Raw genomic sequence first — 18,655 nt, 5'->3', positions numbered from 1 at the left:
ATCCAAACATAAATACGCAAAACCGCCTCCATCCAATGGGGGCGGTTTTTGCGTTTGCGACAGGTCGGCAAACACAAAACAAGCAAAGTGAACTGCAAAACGGGGAATCTATACCGCCACTGGCTCGCGCTCCCCGCTATCAAGAAACCCAAACAACCAGAGCCACAAATAACCTGACATCATCCCCGTTAACACACATACTAGCTCCACTCACATATGCAGCTTTTAAGGCAGGGGGCAGAGCATCGAACGACCGTAGGAATAAAGCGTTTGCAGGTGACCTGCGTGAGGGTCAGAGGGCCATTGAAGCTGCAGCACATCGCTGCGCTTTCGATGGTCAACAGGTCGCGTCCATGACCTGAAAGCAGCGTGGAATGCAAGCTTTATGCTTCCACAGATGTGCTTGCCGCGCTAGGCTCAGACCTATGAAAAAGGTCTTCAATCCCCCCTCCGTCCGCCGTCCCTTTGGGCACTACAATCACGGCCTGCTTGTGCCGCCGGGCGCGAACCTTCTGGTCACCTCCGGCCAGCTCGGCATTCGCCCGGATGACACGATCCCACCGGATGTCACCGGCCAGGCCGAACTTTGCTTCGAGGCGATCAAGGCCATTCTCGAAGAGGCTGAGATGACCTTCGCGGATGTCATTCGGATCTCGGGATTCGTGACGCAGCGCGAAGATTTTCCCGCCTACATGGCGGTGCGTGACCGCTACACGCTCGATCCGAAACCTGTCTCCACGCTGCTGGTGGTCGGGGGATTCACGCGACCGGAATTCCTCGTCGAGGTTGAGGTAACGGCGGCCAAGGTCATCTGACCGCCGGCCGTTCTCTTAGAAGTTTTCCATCTCGCGGCGGACCTTGGCCAAGAAGGTTGCGCGGGTTTGTTCCGTGCAATTGTTCATGTCGTAATGCGCGAGATACTTGACCGGTGCGCCGATCTTGATCTGGGCGCGGATGACACGCTTGACGATCTTCTTCGGTGGATTGCCGGCGAGGAAAGCGCGCATCCGGGTCGCGCCATAGGTCATGACCGCCGCGAGTTTCCTGATGTGGCGGAGTGTCGGGGTGAGTTTGCCATCGACGAGATCAAAGGAAACGCCGGGCAGCCAGACGCGGTCGAAATAGCCCTTCAGCATGGCCGGGAAGCCGAAGTTCCAGACGGGGGTGACGATGACGAGCGCTTCGGCGTTCTTTAGGCGGTCGACATAGGGCTGCACGAGCGAGAGGTTTTCGGGGATGTCGTGATAGACGCGGCGGTCATGGGCCGAGAGGACCGGGTCGAAGCCCTCCTCGTAGAGATTGCAGCCATCCACCTGGTGGCCGGCCTTTTCCAGGCTTTCGCAGGTGAGCTTATACAGAGCCCGGCCGAAGCTTTCATCGAGGGGGTGGGAGTGAAGGACGAGTACGCGCATGTCAAAAGCTCCAAGTCGTTGCCCGCCGCTTTGCAGTCGGGGTTCAATTCAAAACTTCCGCGCCGTTTGTCCCAGCATCCTGATCTCTCGCCGCCTGATGCCGAGGGATGGGGGATGCCATGTCGTGAAGAGCATGGGCCGGAGAGGTCCGGCCGGGAGTACCTTCGGAATGAGTTCGTTCGGGCGGTTATCCGTTGCGGCTCCGGAACGGGGAGCCGCAACGCATCTGATGTGCCTTACGAGGCTTCGGAAAACACCTCCAGGCCTGGAAACAGGTAATTCTTGCCGGCGGAGAAATCGAAATCCGGATTCTCCCAGGCGATCATCTTGCCGGGGTTCAGCAAGCCCTTCGGATCGGTTTCCTTCTTGAAGGCGAGCTGCACCTGGTCGGTCTGCTTCATGCCGCCTTCTTCGAGCGTGTAGCGGTGCGGGTTGAAGATCGGGCAGCCGTTTTCCTCGTGAATGCGGATGATCTCTTCCAGTCGTTCTTTCGTGGTGTAGCGCACCAGCGGCAGGCCGGCGCACTGGATCTGGCCATCGAACTTGATGAATTCGAGATGGCCGATGACCTCGTCGGGGAAGAGTTCGGTCATCACGCGGACCTTCTCGACATGGTCGGGGCCGGGATACTGGACCTGGAGATAGGTGATGTTGGTATCAAGCTTGAGCGCCCGCAGCGTCGTGTGGTTCCATGCAAGCTCATAGGCATGCGGGATGCCCTTCATGCTTTCGACTGTGTCGGAGCGGAAGCGCACATCGCCCTTCATCCGCTCGGCGAGCGCCAGGAAAGGCTCCATGGAATGCGGCGCCACCATCAGCACGACGACCGACTGGCCTTCCTTCAGCCAGGGCTTGTGACGGGTGAAATAGTCGAAGGGAATGGGAGCTGCAATCGGGGCGACCTCCTTCAGGAGGATGCCGTTTTTGTGGGCGAGCGCATCGGCGAATTTCACCGCGTCCATGAAGTCGTCATAACCGACGATGACATCGACCCAGTCGTAAGCAGGCGCCAGCGGCATCTCGACTTCGGTGATGATGCCGTTGGTGCCATAGGCATGGGAGACCTTCTGCAGGTCCCAGGCGGAGAGTTCGAGCACGCGCGGCTCGGCTTCCATGGTGACGACGCGAAGCCTCAGGATGTTGCCGAGATCGCGCAGGCCGCCCCAGGTGATCGAGCCGACGCCGCCGGAGCCGCCGGCGATGAAGCCGGCGACGCTGGCCGTCTGCTTGGTCGACGGGTGGAAGCGCAGTTCCTGGCCGGAATGTTCCTTCGTCTGGCGGTCAAGCTCGGAAATGATGATGCCGGGCTCGCAGATGACGCGGCCGGGCAGGATCTCTTTCACCTTGTTCATGTTGATGAGGTTGAGCACGATGCCACCCGAGAGCGGCATGGCCTGGCCGTAATTGCCGGTGCCGCCGCCGCGCGGGGTGACGGGAACGCCATGGGCATAGGCCACCTTTAGAACCCGGATCACCTCTTCTTCCGTGGTCGGCGAGACGATCAAGTCACCCACCACGTTGTCGAGTTCGGCCTTCAGGATCGGCGAATACCAGTAGAAATCGCGGCTTTTCTGTTTGACGAGCGCCGGATTGTCCTCGACGGCGATGCCTTCCAGCTCCTCGATGATTTTGGCGTAATCAGCCATGTCTAAGCTCCAAGAAGTGGGTCAAGTTCGCGGTAATCCGGCAGGCTGCGGTCGATGCCCATGCCATTCCGCATTACGATGCGGTCGGCCTGCGGACGGGAAAGGAATTCGCTCCAGCGACGGGCGCTGAAGAGGACGAGATCCGCTTTGCCACCAACCGCGATGCGCCCGTGGTCGGGGCGCTTGAGGATATCGGCGGGGGTGCGGGTGACGACGCGGGCTGCAGTATCGAGCGGATGGTCGAGATGGATGATGTGCACCGCTTCGCGGAAGACTTCGACGGGGTCGAGATCGCCATAGGCATAGAAGGGGTCGCGGGTGTTGTCGGAGGAGACGGCGGTGGCGACACCGGCGGCTGATAGTTCGTGGAACAGGGTGACGCCGCGCTGGCGGGGCGTGCGGCCGGCCACGCGGTCCTGCAGATACATGTTGCACATCGGCAGCGAGACGACCGAGAGGCCGGCCTCTGCCACCAGGTCGATGGTGCGCTTGGCCATGTCTTCGTCCTGGCGGGCGAGCGAGCAGCAATGGCCGACGGTGACCGCACCCTCGAAGCGATTGCGGATCTTCGCCTCCGCGATGGTCTTCAGGGTCAGGGTTTCCTTGTCCTGCGTTTCATCGACATGCAGGTCGATGTCGAGGCCGTTTTCGGAGGCTGTGCGGAAGAGGATGTCGAGCTTGTCGTCGAGACCCGGCATCAGATAGGTGACGCCGCCGAGCAGGCCCTTGTTGGCGACGATCACCTCGACCAGATCCTTGAAGAAGGCCTCATCGGTGATCTGGTCGAAGGGGAAGAGGGCGGCGGCCTGCAGGTCGACCTTGCCGGCCCAGGCGTCGCGGACTTCGGCGAAGACCTCGAAGGAGATGCGGTGCTGGGGCGCCAGGCTGTCGAGATGGGTGCGGATCAGGCTGGTGCCGTGGGCGTAAGCCGTGCGCAGCGAGAACTCCATGCGGGCCTTGACGTCGGCAGCCGTCCAGCGGGCTTCGCGGTCAGTCTTGACCGCTTCCAGCGCACCCGTGAAGTCGCCTGAGGGGTTCGGCCGGCGGTCCCAGATATGGCCCTTGTCGAGATGGGTATGCATGTCGACGAAGGTCGGCCAGACCATGCCGTTGCGGAGATCCGTCGAGGGGAGACCCGATGGGGCGGTGCCGGGCTTCAGCATCGCCTCGACTTTGCCATCCGCGACGATGATGTCTGCGCTGATCAGGCCCTCGCAGGCGGGAGCCTCGACGCCGTCCACACAGATCTGTGGCAGCGTCGCGTTGGCAAGGACAAAGCGCTTGGCGGCGGGGAGGGCGGTAACAGGGCTCGACATCAGTTTTCTCGTTTCAGGCTGCTCTCATGCCAGCGATGCAGCGCCAGCCAGGAAATGAAGGAGGTAATGGCAAAAATTACGACGCCGAGGCAGGAGAGCAGGAAGAGGGCGGCGAAGAGGCGGGGAATGTTGAGACGGAACTGGGCCTCGAGCAGGCGGAAGGCAAGGCCTGAGCCGGCGCCGGCGGAACCAGCGGCAAATTCGGCGACGACGGCGGCGATGAGAGCGAGGCCGCCACCGATCCTGAGGCCTGTCATGAAGTAGGGGAGCGAGGCCGGGAGCTTCAGGTAGAGCAGCGTCTGCCAGCGTGAGGCGCCGTAGAGGTCGAAGAGGTTCAGGAGATTATGGTCGACGCTTTTCAGGCCCTGGACCATGTTCGACAGGATCGGGAAGAAGGCGACGAGGAAAGCGCAGATCAAGAGCGCCACTTGTGTCGAGGGCGAATAGATCAGGATCAGCGGTGCGATCGCCACGATTGGGGTCACCTGCAGGATGACGGTGATCGGGTAGAAGGCGATCTCGATCCATTTCGACTGGACGAGCGCAACGGCGATGCCGACCCCGCCGAGAAGGGCGAGGCCCAGCGACATCAGGGTGATCTTGGTGGTGACCCAGAGGGCAGGCGACAGCGTGCCCCAGTCCTTGAACAGGGCGCCGGCGACCGCGATCGGGCCGGGCAGGATATATTGGGGAACACCAGAGACCCAGACGCCGACCTGCCAGAGCACGATCAGCAGACAGACGACGAGGATGGGGATGAAGATCTTGAGCAGGGTTTCAGCCGGTCCGGTCATTAGTGATGCTCCCCGCCCATGGCTTCGATCAGTGTCTTGGACACGGTTTCACAGGCCTGACGATATTCTTCGGAGGTCCGGTAGAAGGCGTCACGGTCGAGGCTGGTCTGCAGCGGGAAATCGGCATGCACGCGGCCGGGGCGCGCCTTCATCACCACGATGCGGCTTGAGAGATAGGCGCTTTCGAAGACCGAGTGCGTGACGAAGATAACCGTGATTCCGGTCTCCTTCCACAGGGCCAGCACGTCGTCGTTCAGCTTCTGCCGGGTGATTTCGTCGAGGGCAGCGAAGGGTTCGTCCATCAGGAGAAGCTTCGGCTTGGTGACGAGCGCGCGGGCGATCGAGACGCGCATCTTCATGCCGCCGGAGAGTTCGCGCGGATAGGCGTCGCTGAAATCCTTGAGGCCGACGCGGTCCAGAGCGGCGAGGATATCGGTCTTTGCCTGCGACTTCGAGATGCCGCGCAGCTTCAAGGGCAGGTAGACATTGCCGAACACGGTTGCCCAGGGCATCAGTGTCGGCTCCTGGAAGACGAAGGAGATGTCGCCGTCTGGCAGGCCCTTGGAGTTAATGCGGGAGCTTGGCCAATCGATGGTGCCAGATGTCGTGTCGCCGAGGCCGGCGATGATCCGGAGTGCCGTCGACTTGCCGCAGCCGGAAGGTCCCAGAAGTGACACGAATTCACCGCCATTGACGGTCAGCGACATGCCGGTCAGCGCCACAGTGCCGCTGGAAAAGACCTTGGACACGTCCTTCATCACCACGAGCGCCCGGCGCTGTTCGGGAGGAGGCGGGGTGATGGGGTCTATCTCAGCCATGCGCTACTCGGTTTGAAGGAATGCTATTCGGAAATGCCAGCGGGCATAAAGTCCCCTCTGGCCTCCCGGCCATCTCTCCCACAAGCGGGGAGATGGTCCGCGGCACCGCTCGCTTCCCCTCAAGGAAAAGCGGCGGCGCAGGGTTAAGCCCTCCCCTTATGGGGAGAAGGGATATTACTTCTTCAGTGCCATCCCGACGCCCTTGCAAACGAACTGGGTGGTGTAGGCCTTCTTGTAGTCGAGGTCAGCAGGTTGGACGCCGATCTGAACCATGGCGTCGAAGAAGGCCTTGTACTTCTCGTCGGTCATGCAGCCGATGCCCTTTTCCAGCGCTTCGCCTGACTCAACGATGCCGTATTCCTTCATCTTCTTGATCGAGTATTCGATCTGGCCATCCGTCATTTCCGGATTGTCTTTCTTGATGAGGTCGTTGGCGGCCTTGTTGTCGCCGTAGAGGTAGTTGTACCAGCCCTCGGCCGAGGCATCGACGAAGCGCTGGACGACATCCGGCTTGCTCTCGACCATGGTCGCCGTCGTGGTGATCATCGTGGAATAGGGGTTGTAGCCGTTGTCGGCGAGCAGGAAGACCTTTGGTGCCCAGCCGGCCTGCTTCTCGATTTCATAGGGTTCTGATGTCAGGTAGCCCTGCTGGGCGGACTTCGGATCGGCGATGAAGGGGGCTGGGTTGAAGGTGTAAGGCTTGTACTTCTCGTCGGTGAAGCCCTCGAAATTCTTCTTCATCCACTCGTAATAGGTGACGTAGCCGTCCTTGCCCATGAAGATGCTGTCAAGCTTGGCGAGGTCGGCAAACTTCTCGATACCCTGGTCTGGATGGGCGAGCAGAACCTGCGGATCCTTCTGGAAGATCGCGGCCACATCGATCAGCGGGATGCCTTCCTTGACGGCGTCCATTTCGCCAAGCGGGCTGCCCATGTAGAAGTCGACCTTGCCGGCGATCAGGAGCGCGCGGTTGGCGGCCTGCGGGCCACCCTGCACGACGGTGACCTTGAGGCCATACTTTTCATAGGTGCCGTCGGCCACAGCTTGGTAGAAACCACCATGTTCAGCCTGGGCGAGCCAGTTGGTGCCGTAAGTGACCTCATCCAGTGCGAAGGCCGTCGTGGTCGAGGCCAGCGCGGCGCTGAGGCCGAAAAGGGCGAGAAGGCTTGTCCTGGTGAGCGTGTCGCGCATTGATCGTTCCCCTGTTCCGTTCCAGGGCCCGTTTTCGGGCTCCCTTTTCCGGCATTTGATCGGCTGACATGCGTCTTGAAAAGCATCAAAATTCGTCCGCATCGATGCTTTTTTTGCACTGGTCGCGGAAATGCTGCACAGTGATGCGCCATGATTAAAATTTGCGCAGCGGAGGTCTCGTGCTTCACTCTCGAAAGCTCGTCTATATCAATGAAATCGTTCGATGCGGCTCGATCCGTAAGGCCGCCGCGCGGCTGAATGTCGCCTCATCTGCGGTCAATCGCCAGATCCTGGCGCTGGAGGAGGAACTCGGGGCGCCAATCTTCGAGCGGCTGCCGAAGGGATTGCGTTTGACCGCTGCCGGCGAGCTCTGTGTTGAGCATATCCGTGACGTTTTGAAGAACTACGAGCGGCTGGAAGGGCGGTTGCGTGGACTGAAGACACCGCAGATCGGCAAGGTGTCGCTGGTAACGACGGTCGGGCTCGCCTCAGGACCGCTGCCGGCGATCCTGTCAGGCTTCATTGCCAAACATCCGCGGGTGCAGATCAAGCTACGCAGCGATGGCGGGGTGACAACGATCAATCCGGTGCTGACCGGGGAGGTGGATGTCGGTCTCGGCTTCAACATCCCTGCAACGCCCGGTATTCGGACACTCGCTAACTTCGACGTGCCCGTCGGCGTCGTGCTGCCGCCCGGTCATCGGCTGGCGCTGGAGGATGGGCCAGTCGATTTGGTGGAGGTGGTGCAAGAGCCATTGATCCTGGCGCAATCCGGGACCAGTCTACGCAACATCATCGATCTCGCGCTTGCGCCCTTGCCGCTGCCGGTCGATCCGGTGGTCGAGACGAATTCTTCCGAGCTGATGAAGCAGTTGGTGAAAGCGGGCACGGGACTGACGCTCCTCAATCCGCTCGATGCGCTTGCCGAATGCCGGCGTGGGGAGCTCATATTCCGACCGCTCACCGATGCGCATGTCCGGCATCAGCCGATGAAGTTGTTTGCCCGGGCCCGGGCGCCGCTCGATTCGGCGACCAGCCTGTTCATCGAATACCTTATGCAGGAACTGCTCGGCCTGGTTCAGGATCTCAAGGACCGGGGCCACATTCCTGAGAGCATTCGTGGAACGATGTAAGGGTCCGCGGCCTCAGTCGGGTACGTAGAGGTTGGATAGGGGATAAGCGGCGACGTCCCGCAAAAGTTCGATGAAACCGGCGACCTGATGCTTGCAGATCGCCGCGCCCTTTTCCGCCGTACCCTTCGAGGCATCGCCGACCACGCCATGCGGATTGAGGTCATGGGCAATCCAGGCCAGTGAATGGGGCGGCAGCGGAGTCAGGAACCGCGAGTTGGCGCGGATTTCTTCGGCCTTGGAGACGAAGTTCTGCGCCTTCTCCATCCGGACAAGCTCGGGGCGGAAATGCAGCATCAGCGAAGTCTCGACCTCGCCGCCATGAATGCCATAGCGGCTTTCGTGCTCGGAGATCATGCCATCTGGATTTCCGAAGCGACCCCATTGGGTAGAAACGACCGCCATCTGGTGGCGGACGCGCAGTTCGCGGGCAACGATGCTCATGACATCGACATTGCCGCCATGGGAGTTGACGATGACGAGTTTGCGAAGGCCGGCTTCAGCGACTTTTGTGCCGATTGCGGTCCAGGCGGGGATGAGGATTTCTGGGCCGAGGGACAGGCTGCCTGGGCCATAGACATGCTCGTTGGCCTTGCCGATTTCCTGGGTCGGCAGGACGAGGAAATCGAGATCGTCAGGGCGCTGGACCTTGAGTTCTGCCAGCATCCCGTTAGCGATAGCCACGTCGGTTGCAATCGGCAGATGAGGTCCGTGCTGCTCCGTCGAGGCGATCGGCAGGATGGCGACCGTTGTCTCGGGCGAAAGCGAGGCGAAATCATAGGTCGTCAGTTCGTTCCAGAAGAATGGTCTGGCCATGGCCTTGCCCCGCTTTCGTTTTCTTTCTCGTTCGATAAGGCAAAAATGCTGGCCGCGAAAAGCACCATATTTCGCTCGCGGCGATGCTAATTTGCGCTCGCCAAAGGCTTTGGCACTTGCGTGTCGGACATGCTGGAAAATGACCTCGACATTTGGCGGGAGCTGAAAGAGGTGAGGGGCAATCGAATGTTACGCGCATCCATACTGACTGTGCGCTCGATATGAGAAGCAGGTCGCCAATGCCTTTGGTAGATGCTCAACCCGATGTTAGAGGAAAATTAGTTCGTCATGGTGACGAATAAGAATTAGGTTGCTATGATGACGCCACGGACAAGAGACTCAAGGTGACGGCATGAAAACATCCTCTTCGGTTACACATGAGGAGAAGCAGACCCGGATTCAGCCGCCTGCGACCACGCGCATGGACGACAAGGCCAAAGGCGCAATCCTGATGCTGATTGCGGTCTCGCTGTTTGCCTGCCTCGATAGTACCGCAAAACTTGGCAGCCAAGCGGTACCATCAATTCAGACCGTCTGGTTCCGCTTCACCGTGCACTTCATTCTCGTGGCGATCGTCATGAACCCTTGGCGGAGGCCTGATGCCTGGCGGACGTCTGCTCCTAGGCTTCAAGCAGCCCGGGCTGCGATCCAGATCGTCTGCACGGGACTGAATTTTCTCGCACTCAGTTACCTACAGATTGCCCAGACACTGTCCATCCAGTTTATGGGGCCGATCTTCGTAACAATCCTATCGGTCATCTTTCTCGGCGAGGTTGTCGGTCGCTACCGTTGGACGGCGATCTTCATCAGCTTCGTTGGCGTGCTTATCATAACCCGACCGGGTGTCGGTACGCTGGAACCTGCTTTTGGCCTGATCATCCTCTCGGTCCTCATTGGTGCAGGCTATAGCATTCTGACGCGGCGCCTCTCGGCAACAGAGTCATCCGGCAGCATGTTGCTGATTATGGCCGCCTTTCCAGCGGTCATTCTGACGCCGCTGATGCCCTTTGTCTGGGTTTGGCCAAAGAGCTTTGCAGAATGGTTGCCACTGATTGGCACGGGCGTATTCGGAGCCATCAGCCACTACTTTTACATTGAGGCGCATCGCCACGCGCAATCGTCTTTCCTTGCGCCACTGCAGTATTTCCAGTTCCTAGCCGTGCTCATCCTTGGCTTCGCCGTCTTCGGTGACATCCCGACGATCTGGACCCTCGTCGGAAGTCTGGTCTTGATCGGATCGGGGCTGTTCATCTGGTATCGCGAACGAACCATTGCACGCGCCGAACGTGCCCGCGAAGCCGCAACGAATGCAGGCTCCGCTTGACACTCCCAAGACCAGTCAATAATAAATTCGTCAACACACCGAACAAATAAAAGGAATGCGCCGTGGCAGCTTCTGGAGCTCTCTTGGTCAACGCACCATCTTCAGTTCGTCGCGGCGATCAGGACGACCGTTCGATGGCTGAGCTCGTGGTCGGCATTGACCTCGGTGGGACAAAAATCCTGGCTGGCCTCGCCGACAAAGATGGAAACGCTCGATTCACGGTTGAAGAGCCGACAAGTCACGGCGCAGATGCGCCCGTGCTTAAGCAAATGGTTTCTCTGGTTACGCAGCTCCTAGCGTTGGCAGATGCTCAACTACACGATCTGAACAATGTGGTGATCGGGATACCCAGTGCAGTCGATCCGTCGACCGGCCTTGCCTCGCTTTCACCGAATTTGGCGCTCCCGTCGGATATCCCTCTGGCCGAATTGATGAGAGAAATGCTCCATTGCCCCGTCACGGTCGAAAACGACGTGAATTTGGCGGCCTATGCCGAAGCCATGGCGGGAGCCGGCATGGGCGAACGGTCTCTGGCTTTCCTGTCCTATGGCACAGGCGTTGGTATGGGACTGGTCGTAAACGGTGAATTGTGGCGCGGTGCCTTCGGTAGAGCCGGTGAAATCGGCTACCTGCCGATCGGAGCTGAACCGCATGCGCGCGCACCAAGCTCGGAAAACGGCCTCTATGAGGACGAAGTGGGGACACGCGGCATCCGCAAACGCTTTGCGCCCGCACACGGATCGGTCAGCGATCTGTTCGCCGCTGCGCGCTCGGGAAATGTCGAGGCCGCGATGGCCCTTGATGAGATTGCCAGATCCGCCTCGATCGGTGTTGCGGCCATTCATGCAGTATTCGACCCTGCACTTACGGTGATCGGTGGAGGGATAGGCAGTCAAGTCGAATTCATGAAGCTGTTGAAGACGCATCTGGTACCTCTACTGCCTTTCGATTGCCGGCTCGAACCGAGCCTCTTCGACACAAATGCGGGCGTGGTCGGGGCAGTCATGCTGGCCGCAAGGCACGCACGGGGCGCGTCGCCACGACAAGCGAACGTTGGCTGACCTGTCCCAATCATATTCCTTGACCCAACATCCGGACGAGCCGAAAGGCGATGACAGGAGCGTGAAATGGTACAAATGAAGTCCCTCGCCAAGGCGCGTCCTGACGGGCAGGTCGAAAGTGAAAGCCCTCTTCAACTCGCCTTCATGGCGCCCCGCCTCCAGGGAGATCTCTATCCCGAAGGCCGCCTAGAACTGGCGCTTTGGGGCTGTGGCAACATGGCGAATGTCTTCTTCGAACCTTGGTCTGGTCCCTTCGTCTATGGACCCAACCGTCTGACGACAGAAGCCCATGGGCTCTATGTCGCGCAATCCGCTCCCGTTCTCGCACTGACCGGCACCGTATTGAAGTCGGTGCGTCCGGCGACACGCTGCGCCTGGTGGGGAACTTTGACCCAGCCGGAGCCGGTGAAGCGCAGTGGCACGCGTCGCATTGCAAGCACCGCCTGGGGTCTGACCATCATTGAAGACCGTGGGGACGGAGTGATCGTGATTTCAGCGGGCGCCAGCCAAGCTGAAGTCGAACGCGGGTTGGCCCTGTCGACTGAAGCGATCATTGAAGAAGCGCAGGCGCATGCGCTGCGTTGTGATCTCTTGCCAAAGGCGCCACCGCTACTGCGAAGCATGGCAATTCAGAGCGCCCATGCCTCGCTGTCGAGCATCAGGCGTGCTGAGGATGGATCCTTTCTGGGACTCGCTGCAGGCCAGGCCTACAGCGCTCCGACACGAACCTACTACCGTGATGGCTATTGGACCCTCCAAGCACTGCTGCATCTGGACCTTGATGCAGTGCGCGACCAGATCGATCTTCTCGCCACCGGCATTCAGCCCGATGGTGAGGCGCCAAGCGGCGTCATTCTGACGGGTCCCCAGCAGGGGCTAGAATGGGAGAAGTTTCGCACCACCTCGCCGGACTACCGGACGGAGCATTTGCGACCGACAGACTGGTGGAGCGACCACTTCGATAGCCCGCTGTTCTTTATCCTCACGATCGGGGACTATGTGCGAGTGACGGGCGACGAAACTGTGCTCGTTCGGCACTGGAAGACGGTTGAAGCGATCTACCGGCGTTATCTCTCGTTCGACAAGGCCGGAAACGGACTGCCGCAGAAGCCGCGCCATGACCGTGATTGGGCGGACAATGTTTTTCGTCATGGCTATGTCGCCTATGATCTCGGTCTCTGGGTAGGGGCACTCGATGTCATAGCGAAGTTCGGCAAAGCGATCGACGCACACGTCGCCGATGAAGCGCAGATGACGTCGATCAAGGCGAGAGCATCGCTTGACGGTGTACTGCTGACGCCAGGTGGATGGTATGCAGATTACGGAACCCGTGAAGACTTCGTCGAAGATCACCTGACCCTGGACAGCCTCACTCTGCTCCGCTTCGAGGCCGTCTCACCGGAACGGGCAAAAATCGTGCTCGGTCATGTCGCAGACCTGCTGGAAACACGGAACAACGATAAGCAGCCCTACGGCGACTGGGGCGTCATGTGCGCCTGGCCGCCATTCAAGCGACCTGCTGATACCCGTGCAAAATCCGCCTTTGCCTATCGATATCACAATGGTTCCGATTGGCCCTATTTGTCTGGCCTTTATGCGGAACAACGGCTGAAATATGGACTGGAGGGCTGGGACTATCCCATGCTGCGCTGGTGGCAGACGAGTCTCGACAATGGGTGGATGGGCTCCGTCGAATACTTTGCACCGCCCTTTGGACGCGGCTCACTGCTCCAGGGCTGGACGGGCATGTCCGCTGCCGCAATCCTTCAGTACAGGCCGAAGATTGAGGCAGCGATAGCTGCCGGTGACGTGCGATGAAACAAAGAATGGCCGGCTTCAAGCCGGCCATTTTTCTTTTCAGAGGAGTGGCTTTCCGGTGGCAGCCTGTCAGGCCGCTCTTTGAAGGCCGGCTGCCGCTGTATCGAGAAACCAGGTGACCTGGCCGTGATCCTGGAGCGCCGAAGCCGGGCAATCCGCCTGAAAGCCGCCTTGGGTGGCGCGATGAATGGCGTCTGTTTTTGATGCTCCCGTGGCTACAAGTGCGATCTTGCGGGCAGACAGAATGGTCCCGATACCCATGGTCATGGCGGATCGCGGCACTGGACGATCGGCAAAGAAGCGAGCGTTAGCCTCAAGAGTGTCGGTGTGGAGATTGACAAGCCGCGTACGGCTGTCTCTGGCCGAGCCCGGTTCGTTGAAGCCGATATGACCATTGCGACCAATGCCAAGCAACTGAAGGTCAATTCCGCCTGCCGCCGCTATCATGTCCTCATAGCGCGCGCCGGATTTGTCGGGCTCGCTGCCATTCGCTTCCGGCAGGAAGGTCCGACTTTTGTCGATATCAACATGGTCGAACAGCAGCGCGTTCATGGTGCTGCGATAGGAGCCGGGATGTTCGGGCGGCAGTTCGGCATATTCGTCGAGGTTAAAGCTGGTGACGGCGGAAAAGCTGATTTCCCCGTGTTTGAACGCGGTGACTAACCGCGCATAAACCGGTTCCATCGTGCCGCCGGTTGCAAGTCCGAGCGTGGCGGACGGTTTTTCCTGCACCACCTTGATGATCAGATCTGCAACAGCGTTCGCGACAGCCTCTGGTGTCGAAAAAATCAGTCTCTGAGAAGAGGAAACAAGCATGGCTCGAGACGTCATCACTTTTTACGCGGAGCGATGACGCTACCATCCGACCGCCGCCTGGCGAATGACTGCCCGCTTTCGCCGTGGAAAAGATGGAGACATGCCGGCTCGATACCGAATTCGATGACGTCGTTCTCGGCTACGGGCACATGGTCGGGCAGATGGACAACCGTCGCCGTGTCGTTCCCATCGATCGTGCCGTAAACATAGGTCTCGGTACCGACACTCTCCGCGTAATTTGCACGGAAACGTACGACGCTGTGGCCATCATATCCCTGCGGTCGCAGGTGGAAATGGTTCGGCCTGATTCCGAGTGTCACCTTGTCACCAAGGTTGCCGGTGCTGCCGTCGACGGGTACCGATACGAGCCCGAAACCCTCGACGTGAACACTGACCTTCTCCGCTTCAACGGCTCTGACGCTGCCCTCGTAGAAGTTCATTTGTGGAGAGCCGATAAAGCCGGCGACGAACTTGTTTGCTGGAAACTCGAACAGTTCAAGCGGGGCGCCAAACTGTTCCAGGCGTCCACCATTGAGGACGGCGATGCGGTCCGCCATGGTCATTGCCTCGATCTGGTCATGGGTGACATAGATCATCGTTGCGCCGAGGCGCTTGTGCAGACGGCTGATTTCGCCGCGGGTCTGGACCCGGAGTGCCGCATCAAGATTGGACAGTGGCTCATCGAACAGGAAAATCTTCGGATCCCGGACAATCGCACGGCCGATAGCAACGCGTTGGCGTTGTCCGCCTGAGAGTTGCTTTGGGTGCCGGTCCAACAGCGGTTCGATCGCCAGCATCCGTGCGGCCTCGGCCACTTTGGCGTCAATCACCTGTTTGTCCAGCGAGAGATTTTCCAGCCCGAACGACAGGTTTTTGCGTACCGTCATATGAGGATAGAGTGCGTATGACTGGAAGACCATTGCAATCCCCCGATCGCCCGGCTGAAGACGTGTTACGTCTTCTTCGCCAATGAGGATCTGCCCTCCGCTCGTTGCTTCGAGACCGGCGATAATCCGCAGCAGTGTCGATTTCCCGCAACCGGATGGGCCAACCAAGACAACGAATTCGCCATCTTCAACGGCAAGGTCGATCCCGTGGAGGATGGTCTGCGCCCCGAATTGCTTGACTACGCCCTGGAGTGCCAATCCTGCCATCTGTCGTTCCCTTTGTTTTATTCTATAAGGGACGCAAGCGCTGCGCCAACGCCCCAATCTCCGGTTACCTTGCGTAGATTTTCATAGTTCGTCAAGGTGCCGAACATAATTTGCCGTTTGCTATTGCGCAGAAGACGCAGGTTGGCTCCCGGGCAGCTGAGTGTGGCAAGAAGCGCTTGACACGATGAAACTCCCGTATTTAATTCGTCTTGGTCACGAACAAATTCGGACTGCCAACGAATCCACCGGGCTCGGTGCCCGTGACGTGTGAGTGGAACGTTATCAAGCCGGGCGAAAGCATCGGGAAAAAGGGGAACGCGATGAAACTCTTGAAATGGATAAGCGGTGTAGCACTGGCTACGACCATGTTGACGCAGCCTCTGTCTGCCGCCGAGCTGAAACTGCTTTGGTACGTGGAAGATGATGCACAGGAAGCGATCATTCGCAGCGTGTTGGATAAATACACGGCGGAGCATCCAGAGACGACGTTCGACCTGCAGATCACGCCCTACAGCGGCATGATTCAGAAATTCCAGCAATTCGCTGCGTCTGGGATTATGCCCGACGTTTCCCTGACCTCTTCGATGGAACCGGTCATCAGGCCGTTTCTCGCCGATCTCAATACCGAAATCGGCCCCGAATGGATCAATGACTTCGTCAAGGGCTGGGCCGATGGCGCTCGCTACGAAGGCAAGGTTATTGCAGCACCGCTCAATGTGACCTCTACAGGCATCTTCTACAATGTTGATGCCTTCAAGAAGGCCGGCATCGAGCTGCCCGCCCAGGACAAGAGCTGGACTTGGGAAGAGTTTGTTCCAAAACTCAAGGAAGTCGCTGAAAAATCCGGCACTCGCTATCCGCTGGTCTGGGACGTTTCGGCAAGCCGTTGGATCGTTCACCAGTTCCAATACGGCAATCATATCTTCTCCGAGCAGGCTCCGATCAAGGTCGTCATGGACGAAGCCAAGTGGCAGAAGTCGCTGGACGATTTCATCGCGATCACCAAGGACGCGATGCCGCCTGGCCTGTGGAGTGGGGCAAGTTCCGACAATCCGAAAGAATTGTTCATGGGCGGCCAGGCCGTCGCCTACATGTCTGGCAGCTGGCAGATCCCGACGCTCGCCAACAACGGTGCCTTCGCCTGGCAAGCTGGACCGACACCTTACGGAACGACCCGCTCGTCCATTTATGGCGGTGACTATCTCGTCGCCTTCAATACGAGCCCGAACCTCAAGGAATCGGTGGAATTCATCAAGTGGATGACGAGCCCGAAAGTCCAGGCAGAGTATGCGAAGCTTCTTGGGGTCATCCCGGCCAATATGAAGGCCGAAACGGTCGACTACGGCAATGCGATGGCCTCCGATGCCGTCAAAATTATGCAGGCGGAGCTGGATGGTAGCCCTGTCTATGCGGCAACTGACCAGGCCTGGCCTGAAATGCAGGCTGTCTGGGGCCCAATCAAAACCGCCGTTACTCAGGCCGTTGCCGGTCAGATCACCTCGGCAGAAGCTGTGGCCGAGATAAAGAAGGCGGCCGATGCAGCCGTTGAGGCGGCGCAGTGAGCACGACCAGCACCATCAGCACAGAGACGACGGCCGAAAGGCCGTCGTCTACCAAGCCGCTGGCCGAAGCGAAGCGACAGCTCTGGCCGTATTTCCTGATGCTGCCCACAATGGCGCTGATTGTTGCATTCACGCTCTATCCGCTCGTCCAGGGGCTCTACATGTCGCTCTTCAAGCGCGGCGTTGTCGTCCTGCCCCAAGTGCCGCAGACGCTTCCGCAATTTGTCGGGTTGGACAATTTCATCGGCCTGATCGACAACGCTGATTTTCGCACTTCCCTGCTGAAAACAATCATATTTGTCGTGATTGCCGTACCGCTCAACGTCATCGTGTCATTGGCGCTGGCTTTGCTGCTTCAGCCGCAGACGAAACTGTTCGCCTTTGTGCGCACCGTGGTGTTTTTTCCCTCGATGATCAGCCTGTTGATCATCGGCATCACCTGGCGCTGGCTCTTCGGGCTTAACAACGGTCTGGTAAACTACGCCCTGTCATTGGCGCATATAGCGCCGGTTCCATGGCTGGAACAGGACACGATGGCCCAGATAGCCGTTGTCGTCGCCTGGGTCTGGTGGCAGTCGGGCGTCAACATGATGATCTTTCTTTCGGGACTGACCGCTATCTCGACCGACTATTACGAAGCAGCGTCGATCGACGGCACGAGCAAGTGGCGGCAGTTTACCCATATAACGCTACCGCTTTTGCGCCCGACCATGGCTGTGGTCGTTGTGCTGTCGTCGATCGAAGCCTTCAAGGTTTACGAACTTGTGGTCTCGCTGACTGGCGGCGGCCCGGGCAAGGCCACTGTCTACCTGATCCAGACCATTTATGACACGGCGTTTCAGCTGCCAATGCAGGCAGGCATGGCGGCGGCCCAATCCGCCGTTCTCTTTGTCGTCCTGATGGTTCTCGCAATCGTGCAATTGCGGCTTTCAAGGAGCAGAGCATGACAACTGCCCATTCACCCGCGCGTCTCGCGCTCGTCGCTCTTGTGCTCGCAGTGTTCCTGTTGCCGCCGGTATGGCTGTTTCTTTCCGCCTTGAAACCGCAGGCGGAGATATTCCAGTGGCCGCCAACGCTCTGGCCGGCGAACCCGACGCTGGAGAACTTCGTTAACACGCTGTCGCGAGCCCGTTTCCTGTTGTTCTTCAAGAACTCGGCTATCGTCTCGATCCTGTCGGCTCTTCTGTCGGTGACGATCAGCGTGATGGCCGGTTATGCTTTGGCAAAGTTCCGCTTCAAGGGCGACACGGTCTTCTTCTTGCTGATCATGTCGTCGCTGATGGTGCCACTACAGATCATCATGATTCCCGTCTTCCTCGTTCTGCGCGATCTTGGCCTGCTTGAGACCCTGGCGGGTGTCATCATCGCGCCTGCGGCAACGCCAACAGGCGTTTTCCTGATGCGTCAGTACATTGTGAACATTCCCGACAGCCTGCTCGAGGCAGCGCGTCTCGACAAGACGCCGGAATGGCGGATCCTGTGGCGGATCATTGTGCCTCTTTCTGTCCCGGCCATCGGTACGCTTCTCGCGTTCAATCTCGTATGGCGGTGGAACGACTATCTCTGGCCCTTCCTGATCATCACCGACCAGGACCAGTGGACTGTGCAGCTCGCCATCGCGAATTCGATCGGTCGATTCGGCATCGACTGGCCGAAATTGCTCTCGATGTCCGTACTGTCCGTGCTGCCGGTGCTGGTCGTCTTCACCGCGCTTCAGCGGCTGATGATGGGTGGCATCATGGCCGGAGCAACGAAGGAATAAGGTCCTCCCAAGACCCAGAGGAAACACCCGCCGGT

17 protein-coding genes are annotated in these 18,655 nt (G+C 59.1%); 8 read left to right on the top strand and 9 right to left on the bottom strand.

Annotated elements, in window-relative coordinates; genetic code table 11:
• Positions 1 to 425: 425 nt before the first annotated feature.
• A complete protein-coding gene (locus tag IP76_RS11320; protein ID WP_054158319.1) occupies positions 426 to 815 on the top strand; it encodes a RidA family protein in 390 nt (129 codons plus the stop codon).
• 15 nt (positions 816 to 830) lie between these two features.
• Here IP76_RS11320 and IP76_RS11315 read toward each other — a convergent pair whose 3' ends face one another.
• The 6 genes from IP76_RS11315 to IP76_RS11290 form a co-directional block, all read right to left on the bottom strand.
• Positions 831 to 1,412 (bottom strand): NAD(P)H-dependent oxidoreductase, encoded by a 582-nt coding sequence (locus IP76_RS11315; protein ID WP_054158318.1) that lies wholly within the window; start codon positions 1,410 to 1,412, stop codon positions 831 to 833.
• Between the two features lie 236 nt (positions 1,413 to 1,648).
• Entirely contained in the window at positions 1,649 to 3,058 is a 1,410-nt protein-coding gene (locus IP76_RS11310; RefSeq protein WP_054158317.1) for an FAD-binding oxidoreductase, read from the bottom strand.
• Between the two features lie 2 nt (positions 3,059 to 3,060).
• On the bottom strand, positions 3,061 to 4,374 hold the full coding sequence (locus IP76_RS11305) for a cytosine deaminase (protein ID WP_054158316.1): 1,314 nt from the start codon (positions 4,372 to 4,374) through the stop codon (positions 3,061 to 3,063).
• A complete protein-coding gene (locus IP76_RS11300; protein WP_054158315.1) occupies positions 4,374 to 5,168 on the bottom strand; it encodes an ABC transporter permease in 795 nt (264 codons plus the stop codon). The genes IP76_RS11305 and IP76_RS11300 overlap by 1 nt, the downstream gene beginning before the upstream one ends.
• Positions 5,168 to 5,986: an ABC transporter ATP-binding protein gene (locus tag IP76_RS11295; RefSeq protein ID WP_054158314.1), complete on the bottom strand. Its 819-nt coding sequence runs from the start codon at positions 5,984 to 5,986 to the stop codon at positions 5,168 to 5,170. Before IP76_RS11295 ends, IP76_RS11300 begins: the two co-directional genes overlap by 1 nt.
• A 174-nt stretch (positions 5,987 to 6,160) precedes the next feature.
• Positions 6,161 to 7,177, bottom strand: coding sequence for an ABC transporter substrate-binding protein (locus IP76_RS11290; protein WP_054158313.1), 1,017 nt, complete (start codon positions 7,175 to 7,177; stop codon positions 6,161 to 6,163).
• Between the two features lie 179 nt (positions 7,178 to 7,356).
• Here IP76_RS11290 and IP76_RS11285 point away from each other — a divergent pair, with 179 nt between their 5' ends.
• A complete protein-coding gene (locus tag IP76_RS11285; protein ID WP_054158333.1) occupies positions 7,357 to 8,310 on the top strand; it encodes a LysR family transcriptional regulator in 954 nt (317 codons plus the stop codon).
• 12 nt (positions 8,311 to 8,322) lie between these two features.
• Here IP76_RS11285 and IP76_RS11280 read toward each other — a convergent pair whose 3' ends face one another.
• Positions 8,323 to 9,123, bottom strand: a complete 801-nt coding sequence (locus IP76_RS11280) for a creatininase family protein (RefSeq protein WP_054158312.1) — start codon at positions 9,121 to 9,123, stop codon at positions 8,323 to 8,325.
• 352 nt (positions 9,124 to 9,475) lie between these two features.
• Between IP76_RS11280 and IP76_RS11275 the strand changes: the two genes are divergently transcribed.
• From IP76_RS11275 to IP76_RS11265, 3 genes are all read left to right on the top strand, one after another.
• Positions 9,476 to 10,447, top strand: a complete 972-nt coding sequence (locus tag IP76_RS11275) for a DMT family transporter (protein ID WP_054158311.1) — start codon at positions 9,476 to 9,478, stop codon at positions 10,445 to 10,447.
• 134 nt (positions 10,448 to 10,581) lie between these two features.
• On the top strand, positions 10,582 to 11,508 hold the full coding sequence (locus IP76_RS11270; protein ID WP_054158310.1) for an ROK family protein: 927 nt from the start codon (positions 10,582 to 10,584) through the stop codon (positions 11,506 to 11,508).
• A 66-nt stretch (positions 11,509 to 11,574) separates the two neighbouring features.
• On the top strand, positions 11,575 to 13,326 hold the full coding sequence (locus IP76_RS11265) for an amylo-alpha-1,6-glucosidase (protein WP_054158309.1): 1,752 nt from the start codon (positions 11,575 to 11,577) through the stop codon (positions 13,324 to 13,326).
• A gap of 69 nt (positions 13,327 to 13,395) precedes the next feature.
• Here the strand turns inward: IP76_RS11265 and nagB are convergent, their stop codons facing one another.
• Together nagB and IP76_RS11255 are read right to left on the bottom strand one after the other, a co-directional pair.
• Positions 13,396 to 14,142 carry a glucosamine-6-phosphate deaminase gene (gene nagB, locus IP76_RS11260; RefSeq protein WP_054158308.1) on the bottom strand — a complete coding sequence of 249 codons (747 nt, stop codon included), beginning with the start codon at positions 14,140 to 14,142 and terminating at the stop codon, positions 13,396 to 13,398.
• Positions 14,143 to 14,156: 14 nt separating this feature from the next.
• On the bottom strand, positions 14,157 to 15,296 hold the full coding sequence (locus IP76_RS11255; RefSeq protein WP_054158307.1) for an ABC transporter ATP-binding protein: 1,140 nt from the start codon (positions 15,294 to 15,296) through the stop codon (positions 14,157 to 14,159).
• A 320-nt stretch (positions 15,297 to 15,616) separates the two neighbouring features.
• On the opposite strand from IP76_RS11255, the gene IP76_RS11250 reads away from it, so the two are divergent.
• From IP76_RS11250 to IP76_RS11240, 3 genes are read left to right on the top strand one after another with little or no spacing between them, the layout of a single operon-like run.
• Positions 15,617 to 16,858 carry an ABC transporter substrate-binding protein gene (locus tag IP76_RS11250; RefSeq protein ID WP_054158306.1) on the top strand — a complete coding sequence of 414 codons (1,242 nt, stop codon included), beginning with the start codon at positions 15,617 to 15,619 and terminating at the stop codon, positions 16,856 to 16,858.
• Entirely contained in the window at positions 16,855 to 17,805 is a 951-nt protein-coding gene (locus IP76_RS11245) for a carbohydrate ABC transporter permease (protein ID WP_245281441.1), read from the top strand. Before IP76_RS11250 ends, IP76_RS11245 begins: the two co-directional genes overlap by 4 nt.
• On the top strand, positions 17,802 to 18,620 hold the full coding sequence (locus tag IP76_RS11240; protein ID WP_054158305.1) for a carbohydrate ABC transporter permease: 819 nt from the start codon (positions 17,802 to 17,804) through the stop codon (positions 18,618 to 18,620). The genes IP76_RS11245 and IP76_RS11240 overlap by 4 nt, the downstream gene beginning before the upstream one ends.
• Positions 18,621 to 18,655 lie beyond the last annotated feature (35 nt).

Origin of the sequence: Rhizobium sp. AAP43 (genome assembly GCF_001296045.1) — a bacterium.
Classification (GTDB): Bacteria; Pseudomonadota; Alphaproteobacteria; order Rhizobiales; family Rhizobiaceae; genus Allorhizobium.
Note: the sequence above shows the minus strand (reverse complement) of the source record. Positions and strands in the feature narration are given on the sequence as shown.

What these genes read in the sequence shown, in the direction of transcription:
- IP76_RS11320 (WP_054158319.1), top strand. Translation starts at nt 426, where the DNA reads ATGAAAAAGGTCTTCAATCCCCCCTCCGTCCGCCGTCCCTTTGGGCAC.
- IP76_RS11315 (WP_054158318.1), bottom strand. Translation starts at nt 1,412, where the DNA reads ATGCGCGTACTCGTCCTTCACTCCCACCCCCTCGATGAAAGCTTCGGC.
- IP76_RS11310 (WP_054158317.1), bottom strand. Translation starts at nt 3,058, where the DNA reads ATGGCTGATTACGCCAAAATCATCGAGGAGCTGGAAGGCATCGCCGTC.
- IP76_RS11305 (WP_054158316.1), bottom strand. Translation starts at nt 4,374, where the DNA reads ATGTCGAGCCCTGTTACCGCCCTCCCCGCCGCCAAGCGCTTTGTCCTT.
- IP76_RS11300 (WP_054158315.1), bottom strand. Translation starts at nt 5,168, where the DNA reads ATGACCGGACCGGCTGAAACCCTGCTCAAGATCTTCATCCCCATCCTC.
- IP76_RS11295 (WP_054158314.1), bottom strand. Translation starts at nt 5,986, where the DNA reads ATGGCTGAGATAGACCCCATCACCCCGCCTCCTCCCGAACAGCGCCGG.
- IP76_RS11290 (WP_054158313.1), bottom strand. Translation starts at nt 7,177, where the DNA reads ATGCGCGACACGCTCACCAGGACAAGCCTTCTCGCCCTTTTCGGCCTC.
- IP76_RS11280 (WP_054158312.1), bottom strand. Translation starts at nt 9,123, where the DNA reads ATGGCCAGACCATTCTTCTGGAACGAACTGACGACCTATGATTTCGCC.
- IP76_RS11275 (WP_054158311.1), top strand. Translation starts at nt 9,476, where the DNA reads ATGAAAACATCCTCTTCGGTTACACATGAGGAGAAGCAGACCCGGATT.
- IP76_RS11270 (WP_054158310.1), top strand. Translation starts at nt 10,582, where the DNA reads ATGGCTGAGCTCGTGGTCGGCATTGACCTCGGTGGGACAAAAATCCTG.
- IP76_RS11265 (WP_054158309.1), top strand. Translation starts at nt 11,575, where the DNA reads ATGGTACAAATGAAGTCCCTCGCCAAGGCGCGTCCTGACGGGCAGGTC.
- nagB (WP_054158308.1), bottom strand. Translation starts at nt 14,142, where the DNA reads ATGCTTGTTTCCTCTTCTCAGAGACTGATTTTTTCGACACCAGAGGCT.
- IP76_RS11255 (WP_054158307.1), bottom strand. Translation starts at nt 15,296, where the DNA reads ATGGCAGGATTGGCACTCCAGGGCGTAGTCAAGCAATTCGGGGCGCAG.
- IP76_RS11250 (WP_054158306.1), top strand. Translation starts at nt 15,617, where the DNA reads ATGAAACTCTTGAAATGGATAAGCGGTGTAGCACTGGCTACGACCATG.
- IP76_RS11240 (WP_054158305.1), top strand. Translation starts at nt 17,802, where the DNA reads ATGACAACTGCCCATTCACCCGCGCGTCTCGCGCTCGTCGCTCTTGTG.